The organism is Bacteroidales bacterium, assembly GCA_014860575.1.
Lineage (GTDB): Bacteria > Bacteroidota > Bacteroidia > Bacteroidales > JAAYJT01 > JAAYJT01.
On record JACZJK010000054.1, the window covers coordinates 30,765 to 50,253 of the forward strand.

11 protein-coding genes are annotated in these 19,489 nt (G+C 44.0%); 3 read left to right on the forward strand and 8 right to left on the reverse strand.

The annotated features are described in order from the left end of the window. The first annotated feature begins 8 nt into the window (after positions 1 to 8). Complete coding sequence (ligA, locus tag IH597_14530; GenBank protein ID MBE0663668.1) at positions 9 to 2,054, forward strand: NAD-dependent DNA ligase LigA; 2,046 nt, start codon at positions 9 to 11, stop codon at positions 2,052 to 2,054. A gap of 62 nt (positions 2,055 to 2,116) precedes the next feature. Here the strand turns inward: ligA and IH597_14535 are convergent, their stop codons facing one another. From IH597_14535 to IH597_14565, 7 genes are all read right to left on the reverse strand, one after another. After that, entirely contained in the window at positions 2,117 to 2,380 is a 264-nt protein-coding gene (locus tag IH597_14535; GenBank protein MBE0663669.1) for a hypothetical protein, read from the reverse strand. Between the two features lie 60 nt (positions 2,381 to 2,440). Beyond that, positions 2,441 to 3,052 carry a fumarylacetoacetate hydrolase family protein gene (locus tag IH597_14540; protein MBE0663670.1) on the reverse strand — a complete coding sequence of 204 codons (612 nt, stop codon included), beginning with the start codon at positions 3,050 to 3,052 and terminating at the stop codon, positions 2,441 to 2,443. A gap of 156 nt (positions 3,053 to 3,208) precedes the next feature. Beyond that, on the reverse strand, positions 3,209 to 4,033 hold the full coding sequence (locus IH597_14545) for a 3'-5' exonuclease (GenBank protein ID MBE0663671.1): 825 nt from the start codon (positions 4,031 to 4,033) through the stop codon (positions 3,209 to 3,211). Between the two features lie 90 nt (positions 4,034 to 4,123). Beyond that, the gene (locus tag IH597_14550) at positions 4,124 to 5,509 is read right to left on the reverse strand and encodes a 2-oxo acid dehydrogenase subunit E2 (GenBank protein MBE0663672.1); all 1,386 of its coding nucleotides are present in this window, start codon (positions 5,507 to 5,509) and stop codon (positions 4,124 to 4,126) included. A gap of 103 nt (positions 5,510 to 5,612) precedes the next feature. Further along, positions 5,613 to 7,577 (reverse strand): glycosyltransferase, encoded by a 1,965-nt coding sequence (locus IH597_14555; GenBank protein MBE0663673.1) that lies wholly within the window; start codon positions 7,575 to 7,577, stop codon positions 5,613 to 5,615. Between the two features lie 106 nt (positions 7,578 to 7,683). Continuing rightward, on the reverse strand, positions 7,684 to 8,652 hold the full coding sequence (locus IH597_14560) for a tetratricopeptide repeat protein (GenBank protein ID MBE0663674.1): 969 nt from the start codon (positions 8,650 to 8,652) through the stop codon (positions 7,684 to 7,686). Positions 8,653 to 8,726: 74 nt separating this feature from the next. Then, positions 8,727 to 11,174 carry a transketolase gene (locus IH597_14565; GenBank protein ID MBE0663675.1) on the reverse strand — a complete coding sequence of 816 codons (2,448 nt, stop codon included), beginning with the start codon at positions 11,172 to 11,174 and terminating at the stop codon, positions 8,727 to 8,729. A 163-nt stretch (positions 11,175 to 11,337) separates the two neighbouring features. Between IH597_14565 and IH597_14570 the strand changes: the two genes are divergently transcribed. Then, complete coding sequence (locus IH597_14570; GenBank protein ID MBE0663676.1) at positions 11,338 to 11,568, forward strand: 4a-hydroxytetrahydrobiopterin dehydratase; 231 nt, start codon at positions 11,338 to 11,340, stop codon at positions 11,566 to 11,568. A 143-nt stretch (positions 11,569 to 11,711) separates the two neighbouring features. Here IH597_14570 and IH597_14575 read toward each other — a convergent pair whose 3' ends face one another. Further along, positions 11,712 to 13,772, reverse strand: a complete 2,061-nt coding sequence (locus IH597_14575; protein ID MBE0663677.1) for an acetate--CoA ligase family protein — start codon at positions 13,770 to 13,772, stop codon at positions 11,712 to 11,714. A 788-nt stretch (positions 13,773 to 14,560) separates the two neighbouring features. Between IH597_14575 and IH597_14580 the strand changes: the two genes are divergently transcribed. Beyond that, positions 14,561 to 19,318 (forward strand): S8 family serine peptidase, encoded by a 4,758-nt coding sequence (locus IH597_14580; protein MBE0663678.1) that lies wholly within the window; start codon positions 14,561 to 14,563, stop codon positions 19,316 to 19,318. The last annotated feature ends 171 nt before the right edge of the window (positions 19,319 to 19,489 follow it).

The following is a 19,489-nucleotide window of genomic DNA, read 5'->3' on the forward strand; positions in this document are numbered from 1 at the left end:
GCGTAAGGATGGAAAAAGCAGAAGCATTACAAAAAATCCTTGAGCTTACCCGCGAACTCAGTGATCACAATTACAGGTATTATGTGCTTCATGAACCTGTGATTGACGACTTTAAGTACGATTTGCTACTGAAGGAACTTGAGCAGCTTGAAGAATTCTGGCCGGATCTGATCCAACCCGATTCGCCAACGCAACGTGTGGGCAGCGATCTTACCAAAGAGTTCACGGCAGTCAGCCATAAATATCCAATGCTTTCTTTGTCGAACACCTATTCGCAGGGCGAACTGATGGATTTCGACAAACGGGTAAAAAAGGCGATTGGCGAACCGATAGAGTATGTGTGCGAACTCAAATTTGATGGCGTGGCTATCGGGCTTACCTATAAAAATGGCTGGCTCGAAAAAGCAGTCACCCGTGGTGATGGTGTGCAGGGCGATGATGTAACTGCAAATGCAAAAACAATACGCAGCATTCCTGTGCAGCTTCGCGGAAAGGATTTTCCGGATGATTTTGAGATTCGCGGTGAGATTTTTATGACCCGTAGGCAATTTGAACAAATTAATTCACGGCGTATAGAAGCCGGCGACCTGCCTTTTGCCAATCCGCGCAATGCCGCTTCCGGCAGCCTGAAAATGCAGAATCCATCAGAGGTGGCCAAACGCGGCCTCGATTGCTATTTATATTATCTGCTAGGCGAAAACCTGCCCTTTGAAACGCATTATAAAAATCTGCAAAAGGCCAAAGAATGGGGTCTCCATATTGCCGAATACCTGGTACGCTGCCATAACATTGATGAAGTGTGGGATTTTATCAAAGAATGGGAAACCGCACGCGCACAACTGCCATTTGACATTGATGGAGTGGTGGTGAAGGTAAATTCCATGGCACAACAGCAGCTACTTGGGTTCACGGCAAAATCGCCGCGCTGGGCCATCGCCTATAAATACCAGGCTCAGGAAGCGGCCACCCGGTTGCGTTCGGTTGATTTTCAGGTTGGGCGCACAGGTACTGTTACTCCTGTTGCGAACCTTGAACCTGTTCTCCTGGCCGGAACAGTTGTAAAAAGAGCTTCGTTGCACAATGCAGACATCATCGCAAAACTTGATATTCGGTTGGATGATATGGTGTTCGTAGAAAAGGGCGGTGAGATCATACCTAAAATTACCGGTGTTGATTTTACGCTTCGTGCACCGGAAGCAGCAAAACTTCAATTTATTTCCATTTGCCCTGAATGCGGAACTACGCTGGTTCGCAATGAAGGGGAAGCGGCATACTTTTGTCCGAATGAGGATAACTGCCCGCCACAGATCAAGGGAAAGCTTGAGCACTTCATCAGCCGTAAAGCCATGGACATTGACAGTTTGGGTGAAGGCAAGATCAGTTTGCTGTATGAAAAGGGATTGGTGAATAATGCTGCGGATTTGTATGATCTGAAATACCAGGATTTGCTGGGTCTTGAAAAAGTAATCGAAGACCAAGAAAGCGGCAAATCAAAAATAATCAGCTTTCGCGAAAAAACCGTAGATAATATCCTGAAAGGAATTGAAGCCTCAAGGAGCATTTCATTTCCACGGCTATTATACGCCCTGGGCATCAGGCATGTTGGTGAAACCGTTGCGAAAAAGCTTGCCGCACATTTTGAAAACATTAATTCACTGATGTCAGCCACCGCTGAAGAATTAATTGCCGTACCCGATGTTGGCGAGCGCATTGCATTTTCAATTACGGAATACTTTTCAAAACCTGAACACAAAGCAATGATTGAGCGCCTGAGGCAACATGGCCTGCTATTCGAGGTTCAAGGAAAAGAGAGTGCAGGCAGTTCAAAACTGGAAGGAAAATCCTTTGTCGTCAGCGGTGTATTTTCGGGTTATTCCCGCGACGGGATCAAAAAAGCCATAGAAGACAATGGTGGGAAGGTGACTTCATCCATTTCGTCAAAAACAGATTTTGTGCTGGCCGGTGAAAATATGGGCCCGGAGAAAAAGAAAAAGGCTGAGGAGCTTGGCGTTGCTATAATTGGGGAAGCGGAATTTAATGCGATGCTTAGCTGAACAGATATGTCGTCCACCTCTGGCGGACTTAACAGATTTGGGATTGTTTTTTTTACCAATATTTAGCCCCTAGCGGGGCTGTTCGGAGTAGTCAGACAATATGTGGCAGAAAGCTTCCCTAAGAGATTTTCTTTTAGCAGAATTTGATCAGATGAGAAAACTAACTTTTTCTTCTTTTCTTCCTGCATTGCTTTCAGACTGTTTGAATGAATATTGTTTCGCTTTTCCTCTGAAATATTTTTACCCAGCAAATTAAATAATTCAAGATGCTCTTCCAAAGGAAGGCTATAGGCTGCTTTTACAATACTGCTGAATGATTTTTTCATAATCATGCTCTTTTCTTCGGCCAATAATGATTATACAGAATAATTTCCTAACCTGTCAAATTATCTTATTTCGCACGCAAGCAAAAGCTTGTCTTCAAGATATCCCTCAAGCTTATCACCAATCTTAACCGGCCCAACGCCTTCCGGTGTTCCGGTAAAAAGCAGATCACCGGCACGCAGGGTCATGAATTTCGAGACATAAGCTATCAGGTGATTGAAATGAAAAATCATATCTGTGCTCAAGCCGTTCTGAACAGTGTTACCATTCAGGTCGAGGCGGAATGATATTTTCTCAGGGTTTGTAATGCTCTCAAGCGGCACAAATTCACTGATGGCGGCCGACTGATCAAAGGCTTTGGCGATTTCCCAGGGCAAACCTCTTTCCTTGGCTTGCTGCTGCAGGTCACGTGCGGTAAAATCAATGCCCAGGCCAATCTCTTTATAATAGTTCGGTGCAAATTCTTCAGCGATGTTTTTTCCGTTTTTACAGATTTTCAGCACAAGCTCAAGTTCATAGTGAATGTCCTCAGAGAAATCCGGGTAAAAGAATGGGCGGTTGCGGATAAGCAATGAAGTGTCAGGTTTCAGAAAAAAAACCGGCTTTTTCGGAACCGGGTTTTTCAACTCCTTTGCATGTTCAACGTAGTTTCGGCCAATGCAGATTATTTTCATTCTTATTTATTCAAGATTCAAAATTCCATATTCCATATTCAAATTCCAGATTCAATTTCCCTACTAACTTTTGCCAACTGCCAACTGCCGCTGCTACTGCTACTGCTACTGCCGCTGCTACTGCCACTGCTACTGCCACTTCCGCTGCTACTCTGCCTACTTCAAAGAAGCCGCTCCCTTGTTAAATCCTCTCAACTTAATTGCCGTGAGTATTTTCTTTGTATATTCCGGGAACTGGGCGTTCATCATCCAGTCGTAATAGGAGGGCTCGCGACTGAAAACATCTTCAACCAGCCTGCCTTTGTACTTCCCGAAATTGAATGTTTCCCTGCCTTTGTCGTCAAAGATCAAGTGACCGGCCAGATCGCAGAATTTATGATACACCGAGAATTCATGCAAAACGTCCATATTGTTAAGATCCGGGTAGCTAACTTTTCCATTGAAATCGGTATAAGGCGCTTCATGATAGCGTTTTACCTGAGCGTCGAGGATTTCAAAAGTTGCTAAGGTATCGGCTTCTGCTCCGTGTGCTCCAACCAGGTCTTTGCCGCAATAAAACTGGTATGCCGCCCGCAGGTTGCGTGGTTCCATTTTGTGAAAGATATTCTGCACATCTACAACCCGGCGGCCTTTGAGATCAAAATCCACGCCCGCACGAAGGAATTCTTCCGCGAGCAAGGGTATATCAAACTTCAGGGCATTGTAGCCGCTGAGGTCGCAACCATGTAGAAATTGAAAAAGCTGGGGCGCCAACTCTCCGAATTTGGGAGCATCCTTTATGTCCTCATCACTTATGCCGTGAATAGCTGTTACAACAGGAGGAATCGGTATTCCCGGATTCACGCGATGGGTTTTAACTTCCTGCCTGCCATCGGGATGTACCTTGAGGATACAGATTTCTACAATACGGTCGCTACCAACATTGGTGCCGGTAGTTTCCAGATCAATGACGGCCAATGGGCGTGTGAGGTTGAGGTTCATGAAGGGGAAGGTTGATTGATTTACGATTTACGAATGATGATTTACGAATGTAGAATGACGAATGTAGAAGTACGAAGGTTGCAGCGAATGTTAAATTCCCATATCCGGGTCAAAGGCTTCGAGCAGATCGGTTATTTTCTTGATAAACATACCGCCTAAAGCGCCGTCAACCCAGCGGTGGTCGTAAGCAAGGCTGAGGATCATCATCTGGCGGATAGCTATCACATCGCCATCTTTGGTTTCCATGACAACAGGTTTCTTTCTGATCACGCCCACACCCAGAATAGCCACCTGTGGCTGGTTGATAATGGGCGTTCCTGTTGTGCTGGCAAAGGTTCCGAAATTTGTGATCGTAAAGGTTCCACCCTGAATATCATCGGGGTCAAGTTTGTTGTTTCGGGCTTTGTTGGCAAGGTTGTTTACATCCTTTGCAAGGCCTGCAAGATTTTTCTGATCCGCGTTTTTGATAACCGGCACAATCAGGTTTCCATTGGGCAGGGCAGTAGCCATTCCGATGTTGATATTTTTGCGCCGGATCACATTATAACCGTCAATTGAAGCATTTACATTAGGATATTCCCTGAGTGCCTTGGCTGCAGCTTCGATGAACAGCGGCATAAATGTGATTTTCTCACCATAGCGTTTCTGGAATTCATCTTTGTATTTTTCACGCCATTTTACAACATTGGTTACATCAACTTCAATAAATGAAGTTACGTGTGGAGAAGTGTGAGCCGAATGTACCATGTGGTCGGCAATGAGCCTGCGCATGCGATCCATTTCAACAATTTCATCACCTTCCATTTTACTTACTTTCGGAGCTTCCGTTTTGGCCGGTGCTGCTTTAGGAGTCTCAGCCTTGGTTTCAGGTTTGGACTTAACTTCTGTTCTTGTTTTCAGATATTTCAAGAGATCATCCTTGGTGAGCCTGCCTTCTTTTCCAGTTCCCGGAATCTTCTCCAGTTCCGCCATGCCGACTTTCTCTTCTATGGCAATATTTTTCACAAGGGGCGAATAAAATCTCGAAGGTTCTGTATCGGCTTCTTCCTTCTTTTCTTCACCCTGGTCCGTAGCTTTTTCTTCCTTTTTGGGGTCCGATTCTTCTTCCTTCTCTTCCTCATCCTGGTCTGAAGATTTTTCTTCCTCTTCAGGTTTCGTAGCTTCTTCCTTCTTATCTTTTGTATCGGCCTTCTTATCTTCCGTTTCGGGTTCTTCACTATCTTCTGAACCATCGCCTCCCATGTCAATGATGGCAATGACCTGGCCTACAGCAACTACATCATTTTCTTTGAACAATACTTTTACCAATACGCCTTCAACCGGTGATGGGATCTCTGAATCAACTTTATCAGTAGCTATTTCGCAGATAGGGTCATCTTCAGTAATCTTATCACCTTCTTTTTTTAGCCATTTTGTAATGGTGGCTTCAATAACGCTTTCGCCCATTTTGGGCATGATAACTTCAAATTTGGACATGATATAAAAATCTTGGATTTGTTTGTTTCTGAACTTATTTACCTAACAAAGATAGTGTTTATTTGTTTGGGCTCGCCCGCTGTCAATAATTGCAGCTGGCTGTCTACCTTCCGGCATGCCTGAAACCTTTTAGTAGGATGCGTGCATCGTTGCTAAGTTTGTAATTGCGTGCATACAGGATATTAAGCCGGGTAATGTCGTCACGGCTGAGTTGGCGTTGTGGAAGTGCATCTGCCGGACTAAGTATGCCTTTGCGGATCGCTGGCAGACGTTGTTCTTCTTTATTGTCAAGTGTCGAATATCCGACCCATGAACGTTTGCCTATGAAAACCAGGAAAATATTGCGGACATAACCGAGGGGTTTTTTCACAATAAACACGGCTGCTGGAAGAAATAAGAGTAAAATCAAGGAAGCAGCCACATCAAACAACCTCTTGTTCCTGCGATTATTTACACGGGCGATTGAGTTTATTTCAATCATGTAAAGGTCGCCGGATGTGTTAATGGAATTACTTCCAATAATTGAAAGGCTTTCAGGTGGTGCAATTTTGTATTCTACCCTGGCCTGGCCAAGTTCCGACATTAAATCAATCATCTCGCGTGCGGGAACATCCTTGGCGCAAAACACGACTTCGTCAATATTATAGATTGTTATCAAATCACGGATCTGACCAAGGGTTCCAATAAAACCGTTGGATTGTTTGTTTGATTCCTTGATGCTTACCAAGCCGATGAAGCTGGGGTTTAATTCGGTTTTTCTTAGCAATTCGGCTACACGTTCTGCTTCTTCAATTTCACCGGCTACAAGATATTTTTTATTTTCAGCGGTTCCCAGCCTGAAATCCTTGATATTTGAAAAATGCAGCAACAAGCGCATCCCCATCATCGCTATCAGACCCCAGAAGGCTCCAAGAATAATTATCGCCCTCGAAAAGCGATACTCTTCGCTCAGCAGGGCGTAAAAAACGAGGATAGTAACGGTTCCGAAAAAAAGGCCTTGTAGAATCCTGATTAGCTTTACAGGCTTATCATACCCTCCGCTAAAATAGGTTGCTAATAACCAGATGAGGATATAAATCGGAACGGCAATTTGCATGAATTCAGGCGGATAGCTTCCGCCTTCCAGGTAAATGAAATTGTTTTCCCAGTAGCGTTTAATAAAATATATACCTGCGAAAATAAGAACCGCGTCCATGGCAGGTAAAAAGGCGTTACGCGCAAAACGCCAGAAAATAGATAAACCGGCTCTGAACCAAATGGCCAGATGGATCAGGAAAGAGAATAGCTGTGCATTTTGAAGCGTGAAATGTTTGCGGGCAAAAATGATCATTGCCTTGTAAAACGTGAAAACGTAATTTACGCTGCTTTTCTTGGTGCTTTCGCCTTTGTAATGAATGATCCGTGCTTCAGGGAAATAATAATTCCTGTACCCTGCAAGTGTGATCCGGTAGCTGAGGTCAATGTCTTCGCCGTACATGAAAAAGGATTCATCCAAAAGACCTGATTTATCAAGCGTTTCGCGACGCAACAGCATGAAAGCGCCGCTGAGCACATCCACCTGATGGGTTTTTTCTTTATCAAGGTAAGTAAGGTGGTACTGCCCGAAAACCCGGGAGCGCGGAAAGAGCTTTGCAAGGCCGAAAATCTTGTAAAATGCCACCGAAGGTTTTGGAAGCCCGCGCTTTGACTCGGGCAGAAAACGCCCTTTGCCGTCAATCATTTTAACGCCAAGTCCTCCGGCATCCGGGTGCTCCTCCATGAAGGCGACCACTTTGTGGAATGTGTCGTCTTCAACAATTGTGTCTGGGTTCAGCAATAAAACGTATTTGCCTTTTGAAACCCTGATGGCCTGGTTGTTGGCTTTCGAAAAACCTTTGTTGTCTTTATTGGCGATCACAATTACTTCAGGAAATTTTTCCTCAAGCATTTTTATGGAACCGTCAACGGAATTATTATCAACAACAAACACTTCCCCGTCAATACCTTTCATTGCCCTGCGAACCGAGTGCAGGCATTGTTCAAGAAAGTACTTCACATTGTAGTTAACGATAACAACTGATAGTTTCATGCAGGGATGGACTTGATAACGGGTTGGCAAAAATAAAGAAAACCTGACAGGTTTTGGAAACCAGTCAGGTTTAATTGATTAATCCTGTACTCCGGGTTGAAAAATGTTAATTACATTTCAGTACATGCTGAATCTGGTAATTTGCTGCTTCGGTGTAATCGCCATGGGCTGCACTTGCAAATGCTTTGCAAGCTGCTGTTGCATCGCCTTTTTCGCGTAATGCGTTGCCCAATTCAAAATAAATCTTTGCTTTCTCAACAGCATTGTCAACTTCGAGTGCAAGAGCTTTTTCTGCTGAAGAAATTGCGTTATCCCATTGCTGAAGACTATTGTAGGCAAGTGTCAATAAAAAATAGGTTTGCGCTTCTTCACCGTAATTGACAGCCGTGTTCAGCATTTCAAGCGCTTCTTCTCCACGCCCGCCCTGGATGCTGCGATTGGCTCTTACTGCCAGGTAATCGCGCACAGTTTTTTCAGCAGAGCCTTGTGTTTGGGCGTCTGCTGCCTTTTTAGCAAATTCGATTGATTTGTCCATTGCAGCAATCATATTATCGGTATCTTCAAGTTTGCGGTGGGTCAAACCGATAAGCAAGTACGTTTTGGCGTTTTCAGCGTCAAATTCAATAGATTTATTCAACATTACCAGCGCCTGCTCATTTTCGCCGGCACGATAGGCATTGTTACCTTGCGAAAGGTATAATTTTCCTAAAATGCTCTGGGCCCTGGCAACAGTATTGGCATCGTTGTATTCAAGGCCAAGGTCGAGGCTTTTCTGAAATGATGTGATCGCTGCATCCGTATTTCCATCTTTTTGTTGTTCCGAACCAATTTTGAAATGAACCGCAGGTAACTGTGACTCTGCCATCACCCTGACTTCATCTGCTTCGGCGCCAACTTTATTAGCCAATTCAATAGCTTCTTCAAGAAGTTTCGCGGCGGTTACTGCGTCTGAATTAACGAGTTCAGCCGCTGAATTGAACTTTTTCACTACGTCGTCGAGGGTTTGTGCTGCAGAATATGAAACTCCGGCTACAATCATTACAAGCGCAAGGCTTAAGGTCTTGAGAATTTTCATTTTTTTGATTTTGAGGTTGTTAGTTAATAGTTTTGAATTGGCTAAACAATTTTTGTGCCGCAAAAATATAAAAATCAGAATATTTTTGGGTACTTCACTGGATTGTATTCATGCATCAGGTTGTAAACCGCATCAAATACATCTTCGGCATTTGGGTTCGAAAAGTAATCTCCATCGGTGCTGTAAGCCGCTCTGTGCGGCTTGGAGGTAACAGTTCTGGGTTCGGCATCAAGATAGCGATACCCACCTTGTTCCTCCAGGACTTTTTGCATCATAAAGGAAGTGGCGCCACCGGGAACATCTTCATCAAAGAACAAGATTTTATTGGTTTTCTTTAACGACTTAACAATGGAATGTTCAACATCGAACGGGAGCAGACTCTGAACATCAATAAGTTCGACACTGATATTAAACTCGCGCAACTGCTGTGAGGCTTCTTCAGCAATCCTTACACAGGAACCATACGTAACCAGGGTTATATCGTCACCTTCGGCCAGGGTTTCGGTGATGCCCAGCGGTACTTGGAACTCGCCCAGGTTGACTGGTTTCTTTTCCTTTAACCTGTATCCATTCAGAGGCTCAATGATCAGTGCGGGCTCATCAGATGCGAGCATCGTGTTATAAAAACCGGCTGCCTGGGTCATATTTCTTGGAACCAGCACATAAATCCCTCTGACGGAGTTGATGACCATGCTTAGCGGTGAACCTGCATGCCAGATCCCTTCGAGGCGGTGGCCACGTGTTGTGATGATCATGGGTGCTTTCTGCCGGCCTACTGAGCGGTATTGCAGTGTAGCAAGGTCGTCGCTCAGAACCTGAAGTCCATAAAGCATATAATCGAAATACTGGATTTCTGCTATGGGTCTGAACCCACGCATGGCAAGTCCGATGCCCTGGCCGATGATGGTAGCCTCACGAATGCCAGTGTCGAAAATGCGCTGCTTTCCATATTTTTCCTGCAATCCTTCATAGGTTTGGTTCACACCGCCTATTTTACCTACGTCCTCTCCAAAAATTACGACTTCTTTGTATTTCTCCATGATCCGTTCAAAATTATCACGAAGAATTTCACGGCCGGGAACCAGTTTTGCATTATCGGCGAACACAGGTTTTACTTCCTGGATCTTTTTAGCAGCATATTTTGATTCACTGTAAAGATGCGAATTATAGCGACGGAAGCTTTCTTCCATGGAAGCCTGTAACCATTTTGTAACATTTATCTTCAGAGAATTTGAAGGATTGCTGCATGAATCGCAGATCAGTCTGAGAATCCGTTTTGCAGATGAGTAAATATCTTTTCGTATTGGTTCGGCAATGCGTGAAAGTTCATTTTTAATGGCTTCGATATTCCTGGTTTTTGCACATTTGCAAGTAGTGATATCTACCAGTTCAATAAACTCCTTACGCATGTTGAGCAAGGGCTGCATATAATTTTTCCATGCAATGGTGCGCGCTTCGCGCGCACGCATTTTTGCCTCTTCCTCTATCTGGTCCAATTCCTGTGACCCTGCAATCTGGCTTTCAATGATCCATTCACGCATTTTCAACAGGCAATCATGCTGTTTTTCCCATTCGAGTTGCTGGGCTGTCTTGTATCTTTCCTGTGATCCCGAAGTTGAATGCCCCTGCGGCTGTGTGAGTTCTGTTGCATGGATTATGGCCGGAATATGCTGATTGCGCGCGAGTTCGGAAGCTTCGTGATAAGCGCTGAGAAGAGCGGCGTAATCCCAACCTTTCACCTTAATGATTTTGAAACCATCATTGTTTTCATCCAGTTCGAACCCTTTCAGGATTGCTGAAATACTTCCCTTGGTTGTTTGTTGAGATACAGGCACCGAAATGCCCCAACCATCGTCCCAGATGGAAATTACCGCAGGAACTTTCAAAACGCCAATTGCATTGATACTTTCAAAGAAATGCCCTTCGCTGGTGCTTGAATCACCAATGGTGCCAAAAGCAATTTCATTGCCCCTATCTGAAAATTTCTTAAAACCTTTTAATTCCGGATTATGCCTGTATAATTTGGAGGCCAGGGCCAATCCAAGCAATCTTGGCATTTGACCGGCAGTAGGGGAGATGTCGGCTGAAGTATTCTTTTGTTTTGTGAGGTCTTTCCATTCGCCATTTTCATCAAGCGATTGGGTCGCAAAATGGTTGTTCATCATGCGGCCACCACTGCCCGGACTGGCTGTATGATCGGTATCGCCATAAAGCTGAGCGAAGAATTCTTCGAGGGTCATCATGCCCGCGGCAAGCATAAAGGTCTGATCGCGATAATAACCCGAACGCCAGTCACCCTCCCTGAACACCCTTGCCATTGCCAGTTGTGGCACTTCTTTGCCATCGCCAAAAATGCCGAACTTGGCTTTACCAGTAAGCACTTCCCTTCTGCCGAGCAAACTTGCATGTCGGCTTTCCCAGCCGATGCGGTAATCTCTTAGGATTTCCGGTGCTTCAGGCAACAGCTTGAATGGAGTTAGGATTTTGGCAGCAGTTTGAGTATGTGAAGGGGATTTGGACATTTGATACAACAGGGTTTCTAATTTCTTTTGAGTCAACAAAGATACAACGGCTTAGGTTCACCAAAGAAGGCATCAGATTAAAAACAGGCCATATCAGTTGATTTTTAATTCCGGCCTTGAAACCATAGCTGGAGATTAATTGTTATAAAATAAAAACAATTCTATGTGGAAAGAAGAAAATGATCAGTTAATCAGAACCTTTGAGTTTCCTGATTTTATAAGCGCTTTTAGCTTCATGACCCGCGTGGCGCTCATTGCGGAAAAGCTTAACCACCATCCTGAGTGGAAAAATGTATACAACAAAGTTGAGATCAGGTTATCAACCCATGATGCCGGAAATGTTGTAACAGAGAAGGACCGGGAACTTGCCCGGAAGATTGATTTGGTAGTCTAAGAATACTATCGGATGCATTTGGCAGCCAAATACATCACTCCCCGATTGGCTGAACAGTCATTCGGGTGGGCATCACTCCATTACTACATTACTCCATCAAATACTCCAGTTCAGTACTGCATCACTGTATCACTGTATCACTTCTAAGCCTTTTCCACACACATCCTTGCATCTACGGCAACAACCTTATCGGGCAGTCCAAGCAAAGGGTTAAGGTCTAATTCAGTGATTTCAGGAGCAGCTTCAATGAGGGCTGAGAGCCTTACAATGATTTCGGCAAAAATATCCTCGTTGATGCCTGGCTTGCCGCGAACACCTTTGAAAAGTTTATAGCCTTTCAGGTTTTTTATCATGGCCGAAGCTTCCGATTTTGAAGCCGGAACCAGGGTGGCGCTTACATCTTTCAGCACTTCAATGAATATGCCACCAAGGCCGCAAAGCAGCATGTGGCCGAAGCCGGGTTCGTATTTAACACCAGCAAAAAGCTCAGCGCCTTTAAGCATAGGTTGAATCATCACGGATGTTGCACCTTCAATTTTCATGATGAAATCAAAATGCTTTTCAACCATCGCCGAATCTTTCACATCAAGGATCACGCCGCCTTTATCTGATTTGTGAACCGGGCCCACCACTTTCATTACCACCGGATAGCCAAACTTCTCAGCAGTTTCTACAGCGATTTTTTTAGTCTGAACCACCGCTTCGCCTGCACGGGGAATTCCAACAGCATCAAGCAAGGCCTGTACTTTCACGGGTTCGAGATAGCCATTGTCTGAATTTTCAATGATTTCGCGAATTGTTTTCTTATCAATAGAGAAATCAGGTTTAATCAAAGTTGCAGGTTTTGGGGTCGCATAAACCCTTGCCAACGCATTGCCCAACACAACTTCATCAGGGAAAAAAACATGTCCTTTGCTGATAAAGTCCGCTACTTCCTCACTTGCAGTAAGTGTGGATGGCAACACGGGATACACGGGCTTGTGGCATTGCTGCATCATTTCATGCAGCACATTGTAAACATCAAATATCTTAAACAAGCCAGGCGTTCCAAAAATCACGATCATGGCATCAATCTCATCAAATTTCTGATCCGCATAATCCATGATTGTTCCCAATTGTTCTGCATTTCCGGTTGCCAGGAAATCAATTGGGTTCGCAACGGAGGAACCGGGAAACAAATGTGTAAGTAGGTCTTTTGCTGCAGGATGTTCAATATGTGGAACCTGCAAACCTCCCTGTGAAAGCGCATCAGTAAGCATAACCGCCGGGCCGCCGGCATGTGTGATAATGGCAATGTTATTGCCATTCAATGGTTTATGCATGAAAACCGATGCAACAGCTATCAGATCTTCTCGCCCGTAACAGCGCACAATGCCTGCTTTCCTGAAAAGTGTGTCAACGGCAAAATCGGGCGTTGCCATAGCGCCGGTATGCGATGAGGCTGCACGGCTTCCGGCTTCTGATGATCCTGCTTTAACGGCAGCTATTTTACAACCTTTTTCAATTAATGAACTTGCATGTTTTAGTAGTTTCTGTGGTTTGGAGATATTTTCGATGTACAGCAATTTGATCCTGGAACTGTTTTCAGAATCAAAGTTTTCGTCTAAATATTCAAGAACTTCTTCAACGCCGGTCTGGGCGCTGTTGCCAACTGAAAATACGCTGGAGAATGTGAGACCTTTTGGAATTCCGGCTTCCATAATAAAACATGCAGTAGCGCCAGAACCAGAGATAAAATCAGCGCCCTGAGGTTCTAATTTTGGGATGGGAAGAGTGAAAACACTTTGATGGTTTGGGGTCATTACACCAATACAGTTTGGGCCAATCAACACACCGCCAACACTATCAATCAATGCAACAATCTTTTTTTCCATTTCCGCTCCTTCATGGCTTTCTTCGCTGAAACCTGCCGAAAGGATGATGAAGGCACGTGCCCCTCTTTCTTTGGCCAGTATTTCGATGGTGGGCAGGCAATATTTTGCGGCAATTGCCAGCACAGCCAAATCAACCTGGGGAAGATCAGCGGGATTTGCAAAACTCTTTATTCCCTGAACTTCAGTTTCTTTTGGGTTCACCACAAAAAGCTGTCCACCAAAGGTTCCGTCAATGATGTTCTTCAGGACTTTGCCACCTGGTTTGGAAATATCATTTGATCCGCCGATTACGACAATGCTTGTTGGGTTGAGGAGTTGGCTGTTTATCATAATGATTTTGCGATATTTAGTAAATATTAGAAGAATTAATAGATAGGATACTGAAGAACGTGTCTTAAAAAACTATTATCTGATTCGGGCATATTGGTCAGAAAGCTTAGCATTATTACTCAGATCATTCACTTATTCAATTACAATTAAAATAATCAAACCGTTTCATTGGAATAGGCTATTTCAGATGCTTCATTGGAAGGCAAAAGTACTAAAATCCAATATGTGCAGAAGACCGGCTTAACCACTACGGCCATTTTCTTTTGAGTCCGAGCTTTTTATAAATGTCGTTAGCAAAAGACCATATTTCCTGAAAGCCTTAAGGAACGCCTCAATATTGTTAGTAAAAAATATTTACGAATTGGTGATTTGGTGCCAATAATTCATCTCAACAGTATGATGTTGTAGCACAGTGACATAGATTTATGTGTTTTTGTAAATTAAATCGGTTGAAAAATCTGTTCAATGCTAATTGCTACATTTTTTACTTAAGGGTATTAATCATATCAGAAGGGGATTTATTCAGCTTTGTAATCAGAGTTAGGTAACACCAGGTTACCTAACTCTTTTCTAAAAGCCAGCGATTGAAACTGATATGATCTTTTGAAATCCACCCCTAAGGGGATGTTAAAAGTTATCAAAAAGTTCTTCGGGATTCATGGAGTTCCATACACAAAATGAGCGAAGGCAATTGGAAAAAACGATTATAACAGTTATGCCGGAAACTTCATTCTCCTTTTGGTATAAAGCAATTAAGAATTAAGTTAAGCAACTTAAAAGACCTGGAGATGAAGAGAATGAATTACCTTAAGCTGATTGTTCTGGGGTTTTACCTATTGAGCAGCAACGTTTTTGCACAAGAAGTATATGAAATCAAACGTGGAGAACGTCCACCAATTGACCTTACAAAAGTCACACCCGATGCTTATGAACCTGGCATACTGAAGATCAAGGTTCAACCCCAACTATTTGAATACTTGGGCAATAAAAGGATGGTTGCGGGCGAGTTGGGATTTGTTGAAACAGGCATAGATGCGTTGGATGAATTGAACCGAAGTTTGGGTGTAAGTGACTATAAGCCTCTTTTCTCCTCACTTTATGAAACCAATTCAAAAGCATTTCACTATGAGGCGAGGCATCAGGCCTGGGGTTTGCATTTGTGGTTCGAATTGACAATAGATGCAAAAACCGATGTTCTCGAAGCCGTGAAGATGTTCTCTTCATTGAATGATATTGAACTTGCCGAACCGGAATACAAAAAGCAGCTTGTAATTGATGATCCGGATTTCCGTAAGAAAGTCTCTGAAATTCAAACCGGCGATACCTTGCCGATGCGCTGGTCATCAAACGACCCGCAATACAATAATCAGTGGCATTACACCAATACCGGCCAACAGGGAGGAACAGCCGGTTGCGATATTAAACTGCAGCAGGCCTGGGATTTTGAAAAAGGATTTAATAATGTAATTGTGGCCATCGTTGATGGAGGTATTCAGATCAATCACAGCGATCTGGCTGCCAATATGTGGTCGGGGGTGGGGTACAATTTTGTAAGCGGATCTCCCACTATTGTTGCTCATAATCATGGAACACACGTAGCAGGAACGGTTGCTGCCGTAAATAATAACAATATTGGAGTTGCTGGCGTTGCCGGTGGTTCGGGAAGTGGTGATGGCATCAGACTAATGTCGTGCCAGGTATTTACTGCTTCAAGCAGTGGCGGTTTTCATACTGCACCGGTGTATGCAGCAGATAATGGCGCTTCCATATCACAGAACAGTTGGGGTTACACCCAGGTGGGGGTTTACGATGCCTCGGTTCTGGATGCAATTGACTATTTCAATGTGAATGGTGGTGGAAACTCTCTCATTGGGGGTATAACAATTTTTGCTGCCGGAAACAGCAATGCAAGTGGCCAGTGGTACCCGGGTTGTTATTCGGGCGCTTTTTCGGTGGCTGCTACCAATAACCAGGACAAAAAAGCATGGTATTCAAATTACGACACCTGGGTTGATGTTTCGGCACCAGGGGGTGAAACCAATTCATTGAGCGCACGCGGCGTTTTGAGTACCTTAACCGGAAACAGTTATGGGTATTACCAGGGTACTTCAATGGCTTGCCCGCATGTTTCTGGAATTGCTGCATTGGTTGCTTCACTGGCTCAACGCAATGGGCTTTCATTGTTGAATACTGATGTGAAACAAATTCTCAAAAACACAACTGATAATCATTACGCTGTAAATACAAACTTTACAGGTAAACTGGGATCCGGCAGGGTAAATGCCTTTAAGGCGCTGGTAGAGGTTCAGGATATGCTATCCGGAATCATGAACCCATTGTTTTTAAATGCCAATGCGCTTGGTGCGAACCAGGTTAACCTGAGTTGGCAGAAAAATCCACAAGGCAACAATGTTATTCTAGCATGGTCACTTGAAGATTCAATTGCCAGCCCTATTGACGGCATTGTTTATGAAGTTGGTCAGACACTTCCCGGAAACGGCACCATACTTTATAAAGGCGCTCTTGAATCCTTTGAACACATTGATCTACTGGATGCAACGACCTATTATTACAAAATATGGTCAGTGAATGATCTCATTGAGTATTCTTCAGGTCGTGAAGTTTCAGCCAGTACCGATTGTGAATTATACACTGAATTGCCTTTCATCCAGGATTTTAATGAAAGCTCAAATGCTCCAAACTGCTGGGCTGTTATTGACAATAAAGGAAACGGTCAGGTTTGGAAATTTGGACGTGGAGCCATACTTACCGGAACTACCGGTAACTATGCTTATTTGAACAGCGACTTTTATGGTCAGGGTAACTCGCAAAATTCTGATCTGATCTCCGCTACCTTCGATTTTTCAGGATATACGGATGTGACACTTACATTTACGCATTATTACAGGCAATATAGCTCAGCCTCAACAGCCCGCCTCTTTTACAGCATTGACAATGGATTGACCTGGTTAACACTGCAGACCTGGACAAGTACAATCCCTAATCCATCAAGTTTTAATCAGATTATTCCTGAAGTTGGTGGCCAGGGTGCGGTGAAGTTTAAATGGAATTTTACAGGTACATGGGCCTACTACTGGAGCATTGACGATATTGGAGTGAGCGGAACTGTAACCGGGCCTTCTACATATTTTACTGCTGAACCTACCAATGCCCTTGTAGGTGAAACCATCACTTTTGCCGATGCAGTAGGCAGCACAAGTTACTCTAGCTGGGAATGGGAATTTGGTGATGGCGCCGATCCTCCGGCAGCAAGTGGCCAGGGTCCTCATGAAGTAGTGTATTATACCAATGGCGAAAAAACAGTCAGCCTTACCCTTGACGGTGTTTACAGCGAAATCAAAGCTGACTATGTTTCAGTGAATGAACAGGTAGTGGTTTATACTGAGGATTTTGAACCTGCTGCAACCTTTACCACTGTTCCAGCGGGATGGGATATCAAACGCAACACAGCGGCAGATGGTGGCTTAAATGGCAATAACCTTGTTGATGCCATTGCTGACGCCTGGATATTAAACACACTCACTGACGGACTAACTACTCCTGAAACCTATATCAAGAATGGACAAGCATCATTAGCTATTAATTATACTGCCCCGGATTATACCTGGGCAATCTCACCGCAGCTCGAAATACCAACAGATTACATTGTTGAACTGTCGTTCTGGCTCTGGTATGCCAATGATGCCGGCCAGGGCCCTAAACCAACAAATTTTTACCTGACTGTTTTTAGCGAAGGAAACTGGAATACACTACAATCCTGGGTAGGAGAGCAAAATAACCTTTACCAGGATCAGCAATTTATAGATGTAACGGCCTATGCTGGAAAAACAGTCAGGTTTGGATTTGTTTACCAACAAACGGGAGGTTATCCCGTAGCTTTAGATGATATTTTTCTTACCAGCGATGCACCGCCATTTTGGGTGTGGTTGGGTGCGGAATGTATTAACTGGCATAACCCCGCAAACTGGACCAAAGGAGTACCTGATGTAAATTCGAATGTTGTGATCTTACCTTGCGATCTAAATCCAACAGTAAGCACAAGCCTTGAAGTTCATGATCTTATGATCTCGGCTGGATCAAATCTTACAATAGCCCCAGGCGGTGAATTAACAATATTTGGTGAGGTGAAGAACAATGAAGGAAACTCCGGATTGGTATTACTTTCAAACACATCAACTCCGGCAAGTACAATTCCCGATGCTTCCCTGCTTCATTCAACTCCCGGAATTGAAGCTACAGTTGAGCGCTATATCAGTGGTGATCCGATGGCGTGGCATCAGCTTTCCTCACCAGTAGCTTCTCACTCAATTGAGGCCGCCAACCCAGGTAATTTTAACGATGGAAGTTTTATGACCTGGTATGAACCTGCAAATACCTGGGTCAACTTTTCCAATACTATAGTTTGGCCTACATGGGAAGATGCCAACAGCGGTAATACTTTCCTCTCAGCAAAAGCTTACCTGGCTGCATACAATGGCAATCCACTTAAAGAATTTTCCGGCATCCTGAACCAGGGCGAAATCAGCTTCGACCTTTCGCACCAGGCGCATCCGGATGATAATCCCGGCTTTAACCTGGTCGGAAATCCATATCCATCGTCAATTGACTGGAAAGCTGAATCTGGCTGGACTAGAAATAGCCTTGCTTCCTCTGGCGATCCTGCCGGTTACACAATCTGGATTTGGAACCCCGAGGCCGGCCAGTATGGCGCCTACAACTCTGCTTCACTCTCCGATGAAGGAACCAACAACGTGACCAGAAATATTGCCCCAATGCAGGGATTCTGGGTGAAGGCTGCAGAAAACGGGCTGTTGACCATGAACAATGAAGTTCGGGTGCATAGCCAGCAGTACTGGATCAAGAACTCAGGAAACAACGGTCAACTGCTAAAGCTAGCTGTCAGTACTACTGCGAACCCATACCGTGATGAGATTTCCCTGGAATTTGGCCATGCTGTTGCAGCAGGCGGCGCGGAGAAATTTTTCTCTATGAAACCAGATGCCCCGGGCTTGTGGTCGGAAAAAGAAGATAAAAAGTGGAGTATCAGCTTCATGCCGGCTGTAAACGAAAATGAAGCCATCATCCTTGGTTTTAAGCCAGGCATATCCGCAATACATACGATTGAAGCATCAGGACTAGAGAGTTTTGAAGGAGTTATACTTGAGGATTTGATCACCGGCATAATGCACGATCTCCGTCAGATTCGCTCTTACTCATTTATTGCAAACACAACGGATGATAACAACCGGTTCAGAATACATTTTAAGAAATCAGCTATTGGTCTTGGGTCAGACCCTGTTCTGAATACTAATATAATTTACGTGGTTGGTAACCGCCTGTATGTACAGAACCAGGTCCCTGCTTCCATTGTCGGAATCTATGATATGCAAGGTAAATTGTTAGTTCAGGAAAATTTGCAAACCATTGGCCTGCATACTATTCCGCTCACCCTGCCTGCCGGAATATATATGGTGAAGGCAATAAACGGAAACAAAACAGTAACTAATAAGATAGTGTTTAAATAATTCGTTGGTTGATGCTCTTCTGCTTTTGCCTGGCAATCATTATTACAAAATATGCATCCAGGCATTAGCAGAAGATTTTCTGTTGTAGCTTTGCGTGACCGATATTACTTACGGATGTACCATTTCTTGTTGATCATTGTATTTGTTGCACAAATTTGCTGTGGGTAGTGT